The sequence below is a fragment of the Acidithiobacillus ferridurans genome, assembly GCF_003966655.1.
Lineage (GTDB): Bacteria > Pseudomonadota > Gammaproteobacteria > Acidithiobacillales > Acidithiobacillaceae > Acidithiobacillus > Acidithiobacillus ferridurans.
This window is the reverse complement of sequence record NZ_AP018795.1, coordinates 817,683-832,775: the sequence shown is the minus strand read 5'-3', so window position 1 is coordinate 832,775 and position 15,093 is coordinate 817,683. Positions and strand designations below refer to the sequence as shown.

Genomic DNA, 15,093 nt, shown 5'->3' with positions numbered 1-15,093 from the left:
CAGTGGCGCTAGGCGCCTCGTCCGAAATGCACTATTATGGTGCATCATATGCGTCTGCAACCGGCTGCCGCACGATAAGGGTATGCCTGGTGTTTGCGCCGGGGATGCAGAAGTATGTCCATGGTATGCCGGGGTGCAGGGGCTGCGTTCCTGATGGTCTGGTGCGCTTTTTGCTTTACTGAGCACGGAGCCTGTTTGGTGAATCATAAAATCGGAGCTTGCATGGCGCGCCGCAAAAACATAGCCACCCTGCCCACGGAGAATATGGTGCTGGACGCCCTGGAATCAGCGGTACTGATTCTGGGAGCGGGTTACCACATCCGGTATATGAATCCCGCCGCCGAGAATCTGCTGCGCATCAGCCAGCACCAGGCATTGGGACAATATTTGCCGGCGCTATGCAGTGTCGTTGGCGAAGAGCGATTTGCCACACTTTTTGCGGATACCATTGCGGCGAATGCGGCGACTCTGCGTAGAGCCCTGCCCCTGGCGCTGAGTGAGGGCGGCGGCGCCGTGGTGGATTTGGTGGTGACACCGGCACCAACCGACGGCCTCATTATCGAAATGCGGCCCATGGAACTGCCGGCGCGGCACGCCGAGGAGGAAATGCAGGACCGCATTTACGGCGCAGCGCAGGAGATGCTGCGCGGCCTCGCCCACGAAATTAAAAACCCCCTCGGTGGTTTGCGTGGCGCTGCGCAGCTCCTGGATCGTGAGTTGCAACGTCCGGAACTGAAAGATTACATCCGCGTCATTCTCCATGAGGTGGATCGCCTGCATCATCTGGTGGATCGCCTCCAGGGGCCCCGTAGCCGCCCAGTTTTTGCCGAGGTGAATATCCATCAGGTGCTGGAGCACGTGCGTCACCTGCTGAATGCGGAATTGCCCACCGGTATTGCCGTGCGTTTCGACTACGACCCCTCCATTCCCGACCTTATGGCGGATCAGGAGCAACTGGTGCAGGTTTTTCTGAATCTGATGCGCAATGCCCAACAGGCGCTGGACCGCCACGGTGCAATCCTGATCCGTACCCGGGTCGAACGCTACGTTACCCTGCTGCACCACAAGTTCCGCCTGGCGCTGCGTGTGGATGTCGTCGACAACGGCCCGGGAATCTCCCCGGACCTGCTGCCACGGATCTTTTTGCCCCTGGTCACCAGTCGTGCCGAGGGTATGGGAATGGGGCTCGCCATCGCACAGGGACTGGTGCGTGGGCATGGCGGCGTGGTCCACTGCCATTCAGAACCTGGAGAAACGGTATTTTCCGTTTCCCTGCCCCTGTCACCGCACCGGGAGGCATCCGCATGACACAGGTCTGGATTATCGATGACGATCCTTCCATTCGCTGGGTTTTAGAGAAGGCGTTGACTCAGGCCGATATCCTGGTGCGCAGCTTTGCAGACGCCGACAGCGCGCTGCGGGCCCTGGGGCGTGAGCAGCCGGGCGCCGTTGTCACCGATCTGCGCATGCCCGGCCTGGACGGATTGGCGTTTCTGCGCGAAGTTCAGTCGCGCTGGCCAAAACTGCCGGTGATCGTGATGACGGCGCACTCTGATCTCGACAATGCCGTCGCCGCTTTTCAAAGTGGGGCCTTTGAGTATCTGCCCAAGCCGTTTGACATGGACGAGGCGGTTACGCTGGTGCGGCGCGCCCTCGGCAGTGGGGCGGGACCGAGTGCGGCGGGTGTTGAGGAGAGCGATCCGGCGGAAATGATCGGTGAGGCTCCGGCCATGCAGGAGGTGTTTCGTGCCATCGGGCGACTGTCGCGCTCACAGATCAATGTGCTGATTACCGGTGAATCGGGATCCGGCAAGGAGTTGGTGGCCAGTGCGCTGCACCGGCACAGCCCCCGTGCGCGCGGACCTTTCATCGCTATCAACACGGCGGCCATTCCCGCCGAGTTGCTGGAATCGGAACTTTTCGGCCATGAAAAGGGCGCTTTTACCGGGGCGGTGCAGACCCGGCAGGGTCGCTTCGAGCAGGCCTCCGGGGGAACCCTCTTTCTGGATGAAATCGGCGATATGCCGGCCGCCCTGCAAACGCGCCTGCTGCGGGTGCTTTCCGACGGTACTTTCTATCGGGTCGGTGGCCACGCGCCCCAGCGTGCGGACGTCCGCGTCCTCGCCGCGACCCACCAGAACCTCGAAGCCAAGGTGCGCGATGGCAGCTTCCGGGAAGATCTCTACCACCGTCTCAACGTCATCCATATCCATCTTCCGCCCATACGCGAGCGGCGGGAGGACATCCCGCGTCTGGCCCGCCATTTTCTCCGTCGTAGCGCGGAGCAACTGGATGTGGAGCGGCGAATATTGAGTCCGGAGGCGGAGACCGCCTTTATGAACTGGCATTGGCCCGGTAATGTGCGCCAATTGGAAAACGTCTGTCGCTGGATTACGGTGATGGCACCCACCCGCGAGGTCCAGGTGACGGATTTGCCGCCGGAAATGGCCGCGTCGCCGGCGTCCGCCATGATATCGGACCCGAACACCCAGGATTGGCGCCTGCTGCTGGGGGCGGTGGTACGGCAGCGCCTCGCTGGTGGTGAAGAAGCCTTGCTGGACAAAATTCAGCCGCTGTTCGAACGCTGTCTGCTGGAAGCGGCCCTGCAACATACCCGTGGCCATAAGCAGAGCGCCGCGCACAAACTCGGGTGGGGGCGCAATACGCTCACCCGCAAGCTGAAGGAGTTGGGCATGGCGGAGGATACGTAAAGCGTCGCTTCTGGCGAATCCCGGGCTTTCGACTAATACCCCCTTGTATGCGGGAATACAGGGACATGTTTGGTCGAACTCGAGGTGCCTATGCAAGGTGTAATGTTACTGTTGGAAATCGTTGTCGTCCTGCTGCTGCTGGTGGAGGTTTTCATCCGTTTACGGGCACGGCGCCGCCGTTTACAGAACAAAAGCAGCGCGCCAGTCTCCTCAGCAGCGCGTTCGGCACCCGCCACAGACGTGCGGCAGATGCGACCCGAAGTGTCCAGCGTAGATGCTGTTGCGCCACCCGTAACTACTACCGGTGGTGCCGAGCAGCAAGCGCTCAGCATCGACGATCTTCTCAACGAAGCGACCATTTACCTGGAGTATGGCCACTATGCGCAGGCCGCGACCGTGTTGCGCTGGTATGTGGATATCAATCCGCATGTGACCAAACCCATCAACATGCTCCTGGATGCCTATCTTGCCATGGCCGATATCGACAGCTATGCCGAGTTGCTCGAAAGTCTGGGAGAAAAGCCGGGGGCTGCCCCTATGGACGAATCCTGGTGGCAGGAACGGGTAAATACCGGCCTGAGTCAGGATCCCGGCAATCTTGAACTCCTCGTGCTTGCCGAGAAAGTGGGCATGGCCATCCCCCTTCCGCACGTGCGAACTCCGGATGCCGTCATGACGGCGGAGATGGCGCTGGCCCTGGTGTCCCGCAACCATGATCCGGCCTACGGCATGGCGATCCTGTGGCGGGCTATCGCCCATGAACCGCGGCGACTGCCGTTGTATGCCGAACTTCTGCGCATCACCTACCAGCAACGCCGTAGCGAGGATTATATCAATACCCTGATACTGCTCTTTCTGGCGGTGGGCAGTGGTGGCAAAACCTTGCGTGAACGCATGTTGCGGGTAGGTGAAGACCTCGGCCCGCACCCCCTGTGGGATACTCTTGCACATTGGAATGGCGACCCGGAAGTATTGAGACGATTGGCCAGATCACGCCACCTGGAGATCCCGGCCGGGTTGTCCGGCGCTGCGCATAAGGCGGACGACCGCGCTTGACAAGCTTGTGCCGCGCTAACGACAATCGCCTGCAATCAACGGCTCCGCACCATACCGGTGTGTGGCAGGTGCTGAGGCAGACAGCAGGGAGCAGCAAGGGCATGAATCTGGAGGAAGTCAACCGCCTCGTACGGGCCGATATGGTTGCGGTGAACAGCGTTATCCAGGAACAATTGCGTTCGGGGGTGCCGACCATTCCGGCCATGGGGACTTATCTGATCAACGCCGGTGGCAAAAGGCTGCGGCCTATTGTTCTGCTGCTCGCCGCACGTATGGGCGGTGAGCGTGGCCCGCGTCCGATCTCTCTGGCGGCTGTTGTCGAGTTTATCCACACCGCGACGCTGCTGCATGATGACGTAGTCGATGGTTCCGAACTGCGGCGCAGCAATGCGACTGCCAATCAACGCTGGGGCAACGCCGCCGCCGTCCTCGTCGGGGATTTTCTTTACGCCCGATCCTTCGAGATGATGGTACAGGACGGCGACATGCGTATCCTCGCCACCATGGCGGAGGCCACCAGCGTTATTGCCCAGGGAGAGGTTGCGCAACTGGAGAATGCCAACGATGCCGATCTGAGCCCTGAGGCGTACTTCGCGGTCATAGAAGCCAAGACTGCCAAGCTCTTCGAGGCCGCCGCCCGTATCGGGGCGCTGGTAAACCACCTGGATGCCGCTGCGGAGAATGCCTTGGCGCAATATGGCTCGCTGCTCGGCATCGCCTTTCAGTTGATGGATGACGCCTTGGATTATTCCACCAGTGCCGAGAAAATGGGTAAAAACCGCGGCGACGATCTCGCGGAAGGCAAGGCAACCCTGCCCTATATCCACGCCATGCAGCATGCTACGGCGGCGGAGCAGGCCATTCTGCGTGAAGCACTGTGCGGCAATGCGCCAGCCGTCTTTGGAACCGTCTGGGAAATCATTGCCAGAACGGGGTCAATTGATTACACTTTGCGCGTCGCGAAGGAAAAGGCGGATCAGGCCATTGCTTGCCTGTCCGGGTTCCCGGCAGGTGTGGAGAAGGAAGCCCTTGCTTTTTTGGCGGCATTTGCCGTGCGGCGTGATTTTTGATGTATGTCATCGGGGCGTGGCTCAGCCTGGTAGAGCGCCGCCTTCGGGAGGCGGATGTCGGAGGTTCGAATCCTCTCGCCCCGACCAATTGAGGAAAGGCCCGCATTGTCGGGCCTTTTTCACAAGGACTTGGCGATCGTCGAGTCGCTTTTTGTGGTGGATCCGCGGATGGCATGGCGCTGTCAGTCCGCACCACACGGGTACCTGTGCTTATGTTGAAGTGGCTGATTCTAACGGTGTTTGTGGCGCTGCTTTGGTATGGTCGGCAGCACCGCCGCCCCCGGGCGCCACGGATAGATCGGCTGGTGCGATGCGCGCGCTGCAACCGGCATCTGCCACTACAGGAAGCGGTCCGCCGGGCTGACGGCCATTACTGTTGCCCACAACATGCTGGAGACGATCAGTGAATCCTGCCGTACCCTCCTATCGGGCCGGGCTCTATGCGGCCTTTCCCCTGATCGCTTATTTTTTTTCCTGGTATTACAACGGTCAGATGATCCCCCTGCTGGCCGTCACCAGCATGGTTTTGATGGTCTGGGGTGCACTGGTCTGGTGGCCGCGCCTGGGGGAAGGACTGGCCTGGCCGCGCGGGTTTTTGCCGATCTTCATGCTGCTCTGGCTGCTGTGGTTTGGCCTGACCCTGTTCTGGAGCGGATCACCTTACACGAGCTGGTTCTACTTTTGGGTATTGGGTGCCCTGCCACTGACATTTCTCATCAGCGTGATGATTCCGGCGCCGGTCGCAGAACAGGCCTGGGTCTGGTTTTGGCGAGGGATCTTGCTGAGTGCCTGGATTCTGAGCGGTATGGCGCTCTGGCAGTATTACCACTGGATGGGGCAGGGCGTTGGGCTATCCGGCTTGCGGCCTTATGGTCCGCTGCTGGATACCAACAGTTTCGCGGCGTGGCTGAATCTCCTGTTTTTCCCCATTCTTGCCGTTTACCTCATCGACGATGAGAAACGCGGTACGCGCTTTGGGGCGCTTCAGCTAAACATGGCCGGGTTATTTTATCTCACCACGCTTACCGTAATCCTGCTCGCGTTTTTTTCCACGAATAGCCGGGGTGGGTTGCTGGCGTGGATATGTACGATGCCTTTTGTTTTCTGGGGGTTTGGAAGGCGCCCGGGCGGCTGGGCGCGTATGGCGGTGATAACGGCGGTGGCGTTGATCAGCTTTTCCCTGCTGGGTTATCCCCAGGGCTATGACCTTCTGGGACATCTGGCGCCAGGCTTCATTACCCATAACATTTCTACGGTTTCCCGCGGGTTGATGTGGGTGGCGACCTGGCATATGTTTCTCAGCCATCCCTGGCTGGGTACCGGCCTCGGGTCATATTTTCTGAATTACCCTGCCTATCGTCTGCCCGGCGAATTGGCGTCGGCGGGTACTTACGCCCACAATGATTACCTGGAATATCTGGCCGAGGGAGGGCTCATCAATCTGGGTGTTCTCCTCGGCTTTGCCGCGACCCTGATGTACGCCCTGTACCGTCTGCTTTACCGCGCGGGCAAGGTCTTGCAGGTGCCGGATGAACGCCGCTTGCAGGCCCTGGGTCTGGTACTCGGGGTTTTCGCCGTTACCGGCCATGCCCTGGGGAATTTCATTTTCTACAATCTACCCCTGAGCCTGCTGTCTGGCCTCTTTCTGGCACGTGCCTGGCGGTTCTACGGTGTCCAGACCGAGACTGCGCCCTTGCTACCACGGATCGGCATTAACCATGGATTCATCGCGCAAGCGCTCCTGGTGCTGGCGGTGGTGGCGGCTTCCTGGAACCTCGCCGCCGATGGCGCGACTTTCGCCCTGCTGAGCGAAAACGGCTGGCTCAACCGGTTGATCCCCAACGCGAACCAGCGTGCCGTGCTTCTACTCAAGGCGGCGGATGTGCTGACGCTGGTACGACCGTTGGCGACCCAACCCCATGTGTATCTGGCCAACACCTATCTCAGTCTCGCAGAGCGCGGAAAGCAGCCGGATATTGCCCAACGCCGTTCCTTGGTAAAGGCGGCGCTCAGTCAATATCGCCAGAGTCTGGTGGGAATTCCCCAGCAGTCGGGCGTGTGGAATTCCATCGGTACGCTCTATCTGGAGCAGGGCGCCCTGCTCGGCCTCGATAAGGCGCAGCAGGACCGGTTGGCGCTGCTGGCCTGGCGTAAAGGCCTGGCGATCAATCCCGAAAGTGTCGGCCTGCGCAACAAAATCGCCCAACTGGCCTATGTGGATCAGGGGCACATCGGGGAGGGTATAGCCTTTTTATCTGCCGGGTTACAGCGGCCGCTGTTTTCTTACCCGCGCAGTAATCTGCAGATGGAAATCGCCCTCACCCAGTGGCGGGCAGGCGAAAAACGTGCGACGGAAGCCACCCTGTTGCAATTGTTGCGCGCGAATCCGGCCTATACCCCGGCTGTTTCCTGGCTGCAATCCATTCATCGCCAGACTGCGAAGGAGGCGGCAATAGCGCACTGAGTATGGATATCCCGACCAGCATCTTTGCGGCTTGTGACGTTCGTGGGGCGGAGAACCGCGAACCGCCGGAGGCGCTCATTCTAAGTCCTGCCGGCGTGCCCTTGCCTTTCCATAGGGACGCCCGGGGAATACCGCTGAGGGGCTGGGCATGCCGTCGGAACGCTTAAGCCTGCAACGCATCCTGCCGCGCTGGCGGGCGATACTGCTCCTTGCCGTCATTCTTCTGGGGCTGGTGGTGGTGCTGGCGCGGGATACGGAACTGCAATGGCGGCAAGCCCACGAGCTGCGTGTTCAGGGGCGCATGCGCTATCTGCAGTCGCGGCCTTTGCCCGCTGCCCGTGGCGTGATCTACGGTAGCAACGGTGATGCGTTGGCGGTAAATGTGCCGGCCGTGACCATCTGGACGGATCCGCGCATCTTCAATGCCCACCGTAAGGACTGGAACAAGGTGGCGCAGGCTCTGAATCTCAGTCCCGACGAGCTGACGGCGCGGGTCCGGTCCGGTGGATCCGGCTTCGCCTATATCCTGCGTCAGGTGCCGCCGCAACTGGGGCGCACACTCGATGCCCTCCATGTGCCCGGTATCTATGTCCAGAAGACCAGTCGCACTTATTATCCGTTGGGGGCGGTAACCACACCGCTGCTAGGCTTGGTACATCTCGATCACCAGGGCGCTGCCGGCCTGGAGATGGGCTATAACTCCTGGCTGTCGGGCAAGGCGGGCCGTGAGAAGGTGCTGGTAGACGGGCAGGGCGAAGTGCTCCACCTCCTCGGTGCGCGGCAGGCGCCGGTACCCGGCCACGACCTGCACCTGACCATCAACCCTCAGATTCAGTACTGGGCCTACATGACGTTGCTGGCTGCGCAACAACATTTCGGCGCCACCGAAGGCTCGGCGGTGGTAATGAATGTGCAAACCGGACAGATTCTCGCCATGGCGAGCGTGCCGTCCTGTAATCCCAATGCGCGCGGTAGTTGCGGCGATCCTATGGATTATGTCAATAACGCCGTGCACCAGGCTTTCGAGCCCGGTTCGGTAATGAAGCCATTTATGGTGGCGGCCGCCCTTGAAACGGGCAGTATCCAGCCGGACCAGCGCTTTAACGTCTCCCACTGCCTGCCCGTGGGCGGGTTCTGTATTCGCGACGATGTGGTACACCATGAACTGAACGTGGCGCATATTCTCAAATACTCCAGCGACATCGGCGCCGCCAAGATTGCCCTGCGAACACCTGCCCAGGCCATCTACGACATGTATCGGGCGGCGGGTTATGGCAAGGAGCCGGATCTGGGTTTTGCAGGTGGAACCGGTGGTGTGCTGCCTCCGCCCCAGACCTGGGACAAGGCGCGCCATGCCACCATAGCGCTGGGCTACGGCGTGTCGGTGACGACCCTGCAACTGGCGGAAGGTTATGCGGCCATCGCCAACGGGGGTTATCACGTCGCTCCGACGCTGATCGCCGGCCAGCCCACGCAGCGCGTGCGCATCATGCCCGCCGCCATCGCGGCGCACCTGCGGCACTGGCTGGAAGGAGTCTGCGCTGCCAACGGTACGGGCATCCTCGCAGCGATCCCCGGTTATGCAGTGGCGGGCAAGACGGGCACTGCCAACCTGGCCAACGGAAAAGACGGGTTTTTGAAGAACAAGACCAATGCGACGTTTGTCGGATTTGCACCTGGTTTTGCACCGAAACTGGTCATGGCGGTAACCTTGCGCGGAAGTACCCGCTACTGGAACTTCGGTGGCGTGGAGTCGGCCCCCGTGTTCCGGGTGACCATGCGCCACGCCCTGGAAGAGCTGAACATTGCACCACGCTGGTGCGGAGGCAAGGCCTGTGCCTCCAAGGAGAACCATATCACGGCCACCCAGGCGGAAATCTGGGCGGAAGGAGGCGGCAATTGAGCAGGCTGGACAAATGGGTCGCGGGAGTACTTACGGCAGGTATTGTGGCGATCCTGCTGGGGATCTTGACGACGGCGGTGTTTACCCGCATCCCTGTGGCGCACATCTATGTGAACGAGGCCGGGGCGCGCGCCATTATTGTCGGAGGGCATCAGGCAGTGGCCGCGCCCGACTGGCCGGGAACCTATTTGGTGACCCCGCGCTTCGCCGACACGGCCTTCTGGCCCAACGCCACCCTGGATTTCCAAAATGGGGCTCCGGTCACCCTGCCGCGCCGGGATATCGTGCTTTGGGTGTACCGTGGCTGAACCACGTGACTGGTTGCGCTGGCTGCGCGAGCTGCTCAAAGGCGCGGGTATGGTACTGCTGGTACTGCTGGCGGTGCTGGTACTGCTGGCCTTGGATGGTCTGCTGCTGATTCCGGGGCTGATCATCGCCTATGGGATAACCGGAATGGCCTGGCACTGGCAGGGTTTCGTTCCCGACCCCCAGGCGCCCCCCGGACCCTGGGTCAGCATGGCCGCGGGCCTGGTCGCGACCCTGTTCCTGGCGGTAGTCGACGGCGTGGCCCTGCATTTTTTGCTGCGCGACAAGGGGCAGGGCACACCAAATTCTTCTTCCTAAAAGTCGGCAGCCCGGGCGGCCTTTTCTTCCAGCGCCTCCCAGCGCCCATACGCTTTCGTTAAAGATGCACTGACGACATCGGCGCGGGCCTGCACCTCGCGCAAGCGCTCCGGGTTCTGGTAGGTTTCCGGCAGGGCCAGCGTGGCGGCGATTTCACCCTCTTCTTTCTCCAGCGCCTCGATCTGCGCCGGCAGGGCGGCGAGTTCCTGGTTTTCCTTGTAGCTCATGGCGGATTTTCTGCCCTTGCCGCCATCCCGCTTGCCGGAACCCTTGCCGCCGCCACCTTCTACCGATTTTGCCGTGCGCTGCGACTCCATCTGCCAACGCAGCCAGTCCTCGTAGCCGCCCGCATTCTGGCTGATCTGGCCGTCTTCCCCGAAGGCGATCACCTGGGTGACCACGTTATCGAGAAAGTCTCGGTCATGGGATACCAGGAAGATCGTGCCGGCGTAACTCTGTAAACGTTCTTCGAGCACCTCCAGCGTCTCCAGGTCCAGGTCGTTGGTGGGTTCGTCCAGCACCAGAATATTGGCGGGGCGGGCAAACAGGCGAGCCAGCAGCAAACGTGCGCGCTCGCCGCCGGAGAGTGCCTTGATCAGCCCCCGCGCCCGGCTGGGCGGGAAGAGGAAATCCTGCAGATAGCTCAGCACGTGACGGCGTTCGCCATTGATGTCGATAAAATCATTCCCGTCCGCGATGGCGTCCAACACCCGGCTCTCGGGGTCGAGGGTGGCGCGCATCTGGTCGAAGTAGGCGACCTCCTGTTTGGTGCCGCGGCGGACGGTACCCTCCTGTGGCTCCAGTTCGCCAAGGATCAGGCGCAGCAGTGTCGTCTTGCCCGCTCCATTGGGGCCGATAATGCCAACCCGGTCGCCGCGTTCGATGCGGGTGGAAAAATCGCGGATGACCGGACGCCCACCATAGGCAAAAGACACGTGATCCAGCTCGGCAATGAGTGCGCCGGAACGATCCGCCGTGCTGATTTGCAGGGTGGCGTGCCCCTGCTGCTGACGACGGCTGGCGCGCTCCTCACGCAGCCCCTCCAGACGGCGCAGGCGGCCCTGGTTGCGCTTGGCGCGGGCCTTGACCCCCTGGCGCAGCCAGGCCTCCTCTTCCGCCAGTTGCCCTTCCAGACGGCTGTCGGCGGCAGCCTCAGCAGCGAGGACTTCGGCCTTGCGGCTTTGATAAGCCGCAAAAGTGCCCGGAAAACTGCGTAGTATGCCACGATCCAGTTCGACGATGCGGGTCGCCAGGCGGTCGAGAAAACGTCGATCGTGGGTGACGAAGACCAGTGTGCCGCGATGGCGCAGCAGGGATTGTTCCAGCGCCAGGATGGCGGGCAGGTCGAGATGGTTGGTGGGTTCGTCGAGAAAGAGCAGGTCCGGCTCGGCGACCAGGGTGGCGGCGATGGCTACCCGCTTGCGCTGGCCGCCGGAAAGGGCGCTGACCACGCCTTCAGCGGGCAGCCCCAGGCTGTCGCGCAGGGCCTCTGCCTTGTAGTCGATCTGCCAGGCATCGTGGTGGTCGGCAAGGGCATGGGCATGGGCATCGTCCGCATCGGCATTCTGCAAGTGCCGCCAGGCAGGATGTCCGGATTTGATGGCGGTGAGCAGGTCGTGCTCACCGGCTAATTCCGGCTCCTGCGCCAGGTAGGCCCGACGTATGCCGGGCGCCACCCACAGCGTTCCACCATCGAGGGGGCAGAGCCCTGCCAGCACTTGCAGCAGGGTAGACTTGCCTTCACCGTTGCGGCCGATCAGGCCGACCCGCTCGCCCGCCTCCAGATTCAACTCGGCATGGTCCAGCAGCGCCCGGCCACCCCATTCCACTTGCCCTGCCTCCAGCCGCAGAATAGACATTCAGCCGACCCCATCCTGGTTATGCAAAATAAAGGCGTAGGGTACGGGGCGCGCTGCAGTGGCGCAAGCCGAAAGGGTGTTCTCTGGTTCTACGCGTCAACTCAGCAAACGCAGGGTGAGCGGGTAGCGGTAGACCTCGCCATTACTGGCTTTGATGGCGGCCAACACACAGAATATCAAATTCACTATGAAAATCAGCGGGAAAATGAACAGGCCTATCAACAAGGTGCTGAGAATGCTGGCTACTACACAGGCAATCAGCACCGTGATCTGGAAATTCAGCGCCTCTCGGCTTTGCTGCACCAACCAGGCGGAGCCGCTGTCCTTTTTGAGGAGATAGACGATGAGCGACGGGATGAACCCGAAGATGATACCGCCGGCATGGGTGAGCGCAGCGATATTACGATCGTCCTTACTGACTGATTCAATGAGGTCATTGCTGTCCATGTTCACGCTCCCTGTAGGATGATGGATTTTGCGCTGGGTGGCCGAGTGGCGTTCCAGTCTGTGTGGCCCGTGCTCACTATCATACTGAATTTTTTGTCAAAGAATAGCCTTGCGATGGGCCCTTTGCGGACGGCTGGAGGATTGCCACCAAGGGGCCGGACCTTTAGCATAGACTCATGCCCGACATCCTCAGCGACGAACAACGCCAGTTCCTGCAGCTTTTGCGCATGCCCGTGCCCGGTGACCCGCCGCCGGAGCTGGCGCAGGACAAAACGACGGCAAACAACGCTAGCGCTGTAGCGAACCGATCTGTACCTGCGCCATCAGCGTCGGAGTCGGTTCCGGCGCCCCTTGTGGAGACGTCCATGCGGTGCCCGGAACCACTCCCGATCCCCGCCGAAGAGGGGGCCCCGGTAGGGGGTGGTGCGGCACCCGCGACGGCACTCTCATCCGCAGAGGCGACCCCGATCCCGGTGAACGGCACACGGTCGCCGCCCACTGCCGAGCCCCTTCCATCTCCGCCGGCACCCGCCGCAGCCCAGGCCAGCGGCGCTACTGGGGAGCGGCAACGGATCACCCGCATCGCCACTCTGGACTGGCGTGATCTCAGCAACATGGTCAGCACCTGTCAGGCATGCCCCCTGGGCGAAACCCGCAAACATGCCGTATTCGGTGCGGGCAACCCGCGCGGGTCCTGGCTCTTTGTCGGCGAGGCGCCGGGCGCGGAAGAAGACCGCCGCGGCGAAGCCTTTGTGGGGCGTGCCGGTCAACTCCTCGACAACATGCTCCAGGCCATGGGCCTGAGTCGCGACAAAGACGCCTACATTGCCAATATCCTCAAATGCCGTCCCCCCAACAACCGCGATCCGCTGGGCCCGGAGGTGCAGGCGTGCATGCCCTACCTGCAGCGCCAGATCGCGCTGTTACAGCCGCGTGTGATCGTTGCCCTGGGACGCTTTGCTGCGCAGGGCTTGCTTCAGGTGGATACGCCGCTCAGCCAATTGCGCGGTACGACCCAGCACTACCAAGGCATTCCCTTGATCGTCACCTACCACCCCGCCTATCTGCTGCGTAATCCCATCGACAAGCGCAAGGTCTGGGAGGATCTGAAGCGGGCGTTGGGGGTGTTTGCGGAGCAGGCAACCTTCTAAGCGTCATGGGCGCCGCCGTTCAGTCTCTTGGGAGATGGGCGACCGTCTTTGCCTGAGCCCGATCACTCCCGAAACACCGAGGCTATGGCTCGGGATAGCAATGCCGGGTCTCTCTGCTCACCTGTAATGCGATCGACCACCTCTCCATTACGCAATATCGCGATCATTGGAATTCCCGGCGTGGATTCGGCAAGCGAAGCAACTTCCTTGGGGAAAAGGTACCATGGTGTCCACTCTACCCGGGCGATGGCCACATGCGCGGGTAGATGCGCCGCCACCTCAGCGAAAATCCTGCGATCCTGGTCCGTACAGTATATACAGCCCGGACTTTGACTGGTGAGTTGAATGACCGCGTCTGGGTGCATCGCCAGAAACTGGGGAAGCGCGATCGGAGATAGCTCCAGCATCGCCCCTGGATGCAGTTGCGCCAGACGCTCGCGGTACGCCGCCGCCAAGCACCCGACATTCGCCTTGCAAGCATCACGCATGGTAAGCCACTGTCGCTGTTCGGCAATGAGCATTTGACGCTCGTTGCTACCCTTATTAGTAGCGGTCAAGGCGTGGTGATAGGCCTCGGCAAGTTCCGTGTCCAGGGCGTGGAGTTCCTGGTTGGCGCAAATGGCCCCTTCCGTGGGCGTGGCCGCCCGGCTGCATTGGGCGGCGGGCAGGCCGGCCTGCGCCACGGCGGGCGAGGCCAAAGGCGCGGTGGACAGGATCAGCAACGCCCCAAAACGGGATGGGGTGTTCAGGAACAGGGTGTTTAAGTACATGGATACGCTCCTTCTGTCAGGTGAAAACAACATCCTGCGTAACTTATGGATTCGACTGCTCACTGCCAGAACAACCCGGGTGAGACGTCATCCGGCACCTGCGGCAAGGGAAGGGCGCAGTGCTGCTGGATGATTTTGCCGTTGCTGGTTTTGCAATTCAGGTTATAGGCCTGGATGGGCAGGGGCGCCTGCAAGGCCGCGGTGCAGCGGGCGTGGTCCTGGCCCGGGCACTTCCGGTTGAAACCCAGGACATCCGCGGCCGCCCAGGCGCGCACGACCGGGAGATAGCGGGCCAAGGCTTGGGGATCGCGGACGAAGACCACGAGGCGCGCCTGTTGGAGCTTGTGCGGATCGGTACCCGCCAGGAGGAGATCGTCGGCCGCCCCGAGCAAGCGCAGATGGTTTTGGGCATCGGTGATGGCCAGGGACTGCACCTGCCCGGCCCCGGTCAGAAAGCCCCAGAAGACCGTGCTGCCGTCGGGGAGGGTCACATGGGGCATGGGATATTGATCAAAGGACTGCAAGAGGCGTTGCTCGAGGGGCTGGGCTTTGCCGTTTCCATCGGGGAACACCAGGCCCCGGGTCCAGGATTGGATGTCCTCATAGGGCAGTTCCTTTTGCAGCTTATGGGTCAGCGTGATCAGTTCCTTGTGGCGGGCCTGCTCCACCCGCAGGATGCACTGGGCATCCTGGCCGCAGGCGTCGCGCCGTTTGAGATACGCCCCCTGCTCGGCAATGATCTTCGCCTGCTCGGGCCCGCCCGGTGCGGTGTTCTCCAGGGCGCGGCGGTAGAGGCCGACGACATACATGTCTTGACGCAACAGTTCACCGCGAAGGGTGTGCGATTCATCAAAATTCTTCGGTTTCGGCTGCGCGCAGATCGTTCCCACCGCCGGACTTTTCTGCTCGGCATTGCAATTTAAGGTGTGGGTATAAGGCAGATCGTCGATGGACTGGGCCTGGGCCGGGCTGATGCCGAGCCAGCCCATGCAACAGATGACGAAGGCGAAATGATGCCAATGGGACGATCGGTTCATG

At 61.5% G+C, this 15,093-nt stretch carries 13 protein-coding genes, 1 tRNA gene and 2 pseudogenes; 10 read left to right on the top strand and 6 right to left on the bottom strand.

Translation table 11 applies throughout. The annotated features are described in order from the left end of the window. Nucleotides 1–222 precede the first annotated feature (222 nt). From glnL to AFERRID_RS04235, 9 genes are all read left to right on the top strand, one after another. A complete protein-coding gene (gene glnL, locus AFERRID_RS04280) occupies nt 223–1,308 on the top strand; it encodes a nitrogen regulation protein NR(II) (RefSeq protein WP_113527549.1) in 1,086 nt (361 codons plus the stop codon). Beyond that, entirely contained in the window at nt 1,305–2,711 is a 1,407-nt protein-coding gene (ntrC, locus tag AFERRID_RS04275) for a nitrogen regulation protein NR(I) (RefSeq protein ID WP_113527548.1), read from the top strand. The genes glnL and ntrC overlap by 4 nt, the downstream gene beginning before the upstream one ends. 102 nt (nt 2,712–2,813) lie before the next feature. Then, on the top strand, nt 2,814–3,767 hold the full coding sequence (locus tag AFERRID_RS04270) for a tetratricopeptide repeat protein (RefSeq protein WP_225981849.1): 954 nt from the start codon (nt 2,814–2,816) through the stop codon (nt 3,765–3,767). A gap of 101 nt (nt 3,768–3,868) precedes the next feature. Further along, nucleotides 3,869–4,837 (top strand): polyprenyl synthetase family protein, encoded by a 969-nt coding sequence (locus tag AFERRID_RS04265; RefSeq protein WP_113527547.1) that lies wholly within the window; start codon nt 3,869–3,871, stop codon nt 4,835–4,837. A gap of 10 nt (nt 4,838–4,847) precedes the next feature. After that, nucleotides 4,848–4,924, top strand: a tRNA-Pro gene (locus tag AFERRID_RS04260). A 316-nt stretch (nt 4,925–5,240) separates the two neighbouring features. Next, nucleotides 5,241–7,301 (top strand): O-antigen ligase family protein, encoded by a 2,061-nt coding sequence (locus tag AFERRID_RS04250; RefSeq protein ID WP_126604422.1) that lies wholly within the window; start codon nt 5,241–5,243, stop codon nt 7,299–7,301. Between the two features lie 148 nt (nt 7,302–7,449). Further along, the gene (locus AFERRID_RS04245) at nt 7,450–9,204 is read left to right on the top strand and encodes a peptidoglycan D,D-transpeptidase FtsI family protein (RefSeq protein ID WP_113527545.1); all 1,755 of its coding nucleotides are present in this window, start codon (nt 7,450–7,452) and stop codon (nt 9,202–9,204) included. Continuing rightward, nucleotides 9,201–9,512, top strand: coding sequence for a hypothetical protein (locus tag AFERRID_RS04240; protein ID WP_113527544.1), 312 nt, complete (start codon nt 9,201–9,203; stop codon nt 9,510–9,512). Before AFERRID_RS04245 ends, AFERRID_RS04240 begins: the two co-directional genes overlap by 4 nt. Next, nucleotides 9,505–9,828 carry a hypothetical protein gene (locus AFERRID_RS04235; protein ID WP_172959333.1) on the top strand — a complete coding sequence of 108 codons (324 nt, stop codon included), beginning with the start codon at nt 9,505–9,507 and terminating at the stop codon, nt 9,826–9,828. Before AFERRID_RS04240 ends, AFERRID_RS04235 begins: the two co-directional genes overlap by 8 nt. Here AFERRID_RS04235 and AFERRID_RS16185 read toward each other — a convergent pair. The 4 genes and pseudogenes from AFERRID_RS16185 to AFERRID_RS04225 form a co-directional block, all read right to left on the bottom strand. Beyond that, a complete protein-coding gene (locus AFERRID_RS16185; RefSeq protein ID WP_404813022.1) occupies nt 9,825–10,055 on the bottom strand; it encodes an ABC transporter C-terminal domain-containing protein in 231 nt (76 codons plus the stop codon). The genes AFERRID_RS04235 and AFERRID_RS16185 overlap by 4 nt on opposite strands. A gap of 285 nt (nt 10,056–10,340) precedes the next feature. Continuing rightward, nucleotides 10,341–10,817, bottom strand: a pseudogene (locus AFERRID_RS16180) (ATP-binding cassette domain-containing protein); the annotation flags it as partial. Nucleotides 10,818–10,850: 33 nt separating this feature from the next. Continuing rightward, nucleotides 10,851–11,687, bottom strand: a pseudogene (locus tag AFERRID_RS16175) (ATP-binding cassette domain-containing protein); the annotation flags it as partial. A 96-nt stretch (nt 11,688–11,783) separates the two neighbouring features. Then, complete coding sequence (locus AFERRID_RS04225; RefSeq protein ID WP_126604421.1) at nt 11,784–12,134, bottom strand: DUF4870 domain-containing protein; 351 nt, start codon at nt 12,132–12,134, stop codon at nt 11,784–11,786. A gap of 176 nt (nt 12,135–12,310) precedes the next feature. Here AFERRID_RS04225 and AFERRID_RS04220 point away from each other — a divergent pair, with 176 nt between their 5' ends. After that, a complete protein-coding gene (locus AFERRID_RS04220) occupies nt 12,311–13,285 on the top strand; it encodes a uracil-DNA glycosylase (protein ID WP_126604420.1) in 975 nt (324 codons plus the stop codon). A gap of 62 nt (nt 13,286–13,347) precedes the next feature. Here AFERRID_RS04220 and AFERRID_RS04215 read toward each other — a convergent pair whose 3' ends face one another. Next, nucleotides 13,348–14,055 carry a lysozyme inhibitor LprI family protein gene (locus AFERRID_RS04215; protein WP_172959332.1) on the bottom strand — a complete coding sequence of 236 codons (708 nt, stop codon included), beginning with the start codon at nt 14,053–14,055 and terminating at the stop codon, nt 13,348–13,350. Nucleotides 14,056–14,114: 59 nt separating this feature from the next. Next, entirely contained in the window at nt 14,115–15,092 is a 978-nt protein-coding gene (locus AFERRID_RS04210; protein WP_126604418.1) for a lysozyme inhibitor LprI family protein, read from the bottom strand. Between the last annotated feature and the right edge of the window lies 1 nt (nt 15,093).

What these genes read in the sequence shown, in the direction of transcription:
- glnL (WP_113527549.1), top strand. Translation starts at nt 223, where the DNA reads ATGGCGCGCCGCAAAAACATAGCCACCCTGCCCACGGAGAATATGGTG.
- ntrC (WP_113527548.1), top strand. Translation starts at nt 1,305, where the DNA reads ATGACACAGGTCTGGATTATCGATGACGATCCTTCCATTCGCTGGGTT.
- AFERRID_RS04270 (WP_225981849.1), top strand. Translation starts at nt 2,814, where the DNA reads ATGTTACTGTTGGAAATCGTTGTCGTCCTGCTGCTGCTGGTGGAGGTT.
- AFERRID_RS04265 (WP_113527547.1), top strand. Translation starts at nt 3,869, where the DNA reads ATGAATCTGGAGGAAGTCAACCGCCTCGTACGGGCCGATATGGTTGCG.
- AFERRID_RS04245 (WP_113527545.1), top strand. Translation starts at nt 7,450, where the DNA reads ATGCCGTCGGAACGCTTAAGCCTGCAACGCATCCTGCCGCGCTGGCGG.
- AFERRID_RS16185 (WP_404813022.1), bottom strand. Translation starts at nt 10,055, where the DNA reads ATGAGCTACAAGGAAAACCAGGAACTCGCCGCCCTGCCGGCGCAGATC.
- AFERRID_RS04225 (WP_126604421.1), bottom strand. Translation starts at nt 12,134, where the DNA reads ATGGACAGCAATGACCTCATTGAATCAGTCAGTAAGGACGATCGTAAT.
- AFERRID_RS04220 (WP_126604420.1), top strand. Translation starts at nt 12,311, where the DNA reads ATGCCCGACATCCTCAGCGACGAACAACGCCAGTTCCTGCAGCTTTTG.
- AFERRID_RS04215 (WP_172959332.1), bottom strand. Translation starts at nt 14,055, where the DNA reads ATGTACTTAAACACCCTGTTCCTGAACACCCCATCCCGTTTTGGGGCG.
- AFERRID_RS04210 (WP_126604418.1), bottom strand. Translation starts at nt 15,092, where the DNA reads ATGAACCGATCGTCCCATTGGCATCATTTCGCCTTCGTCATCTGTTGC.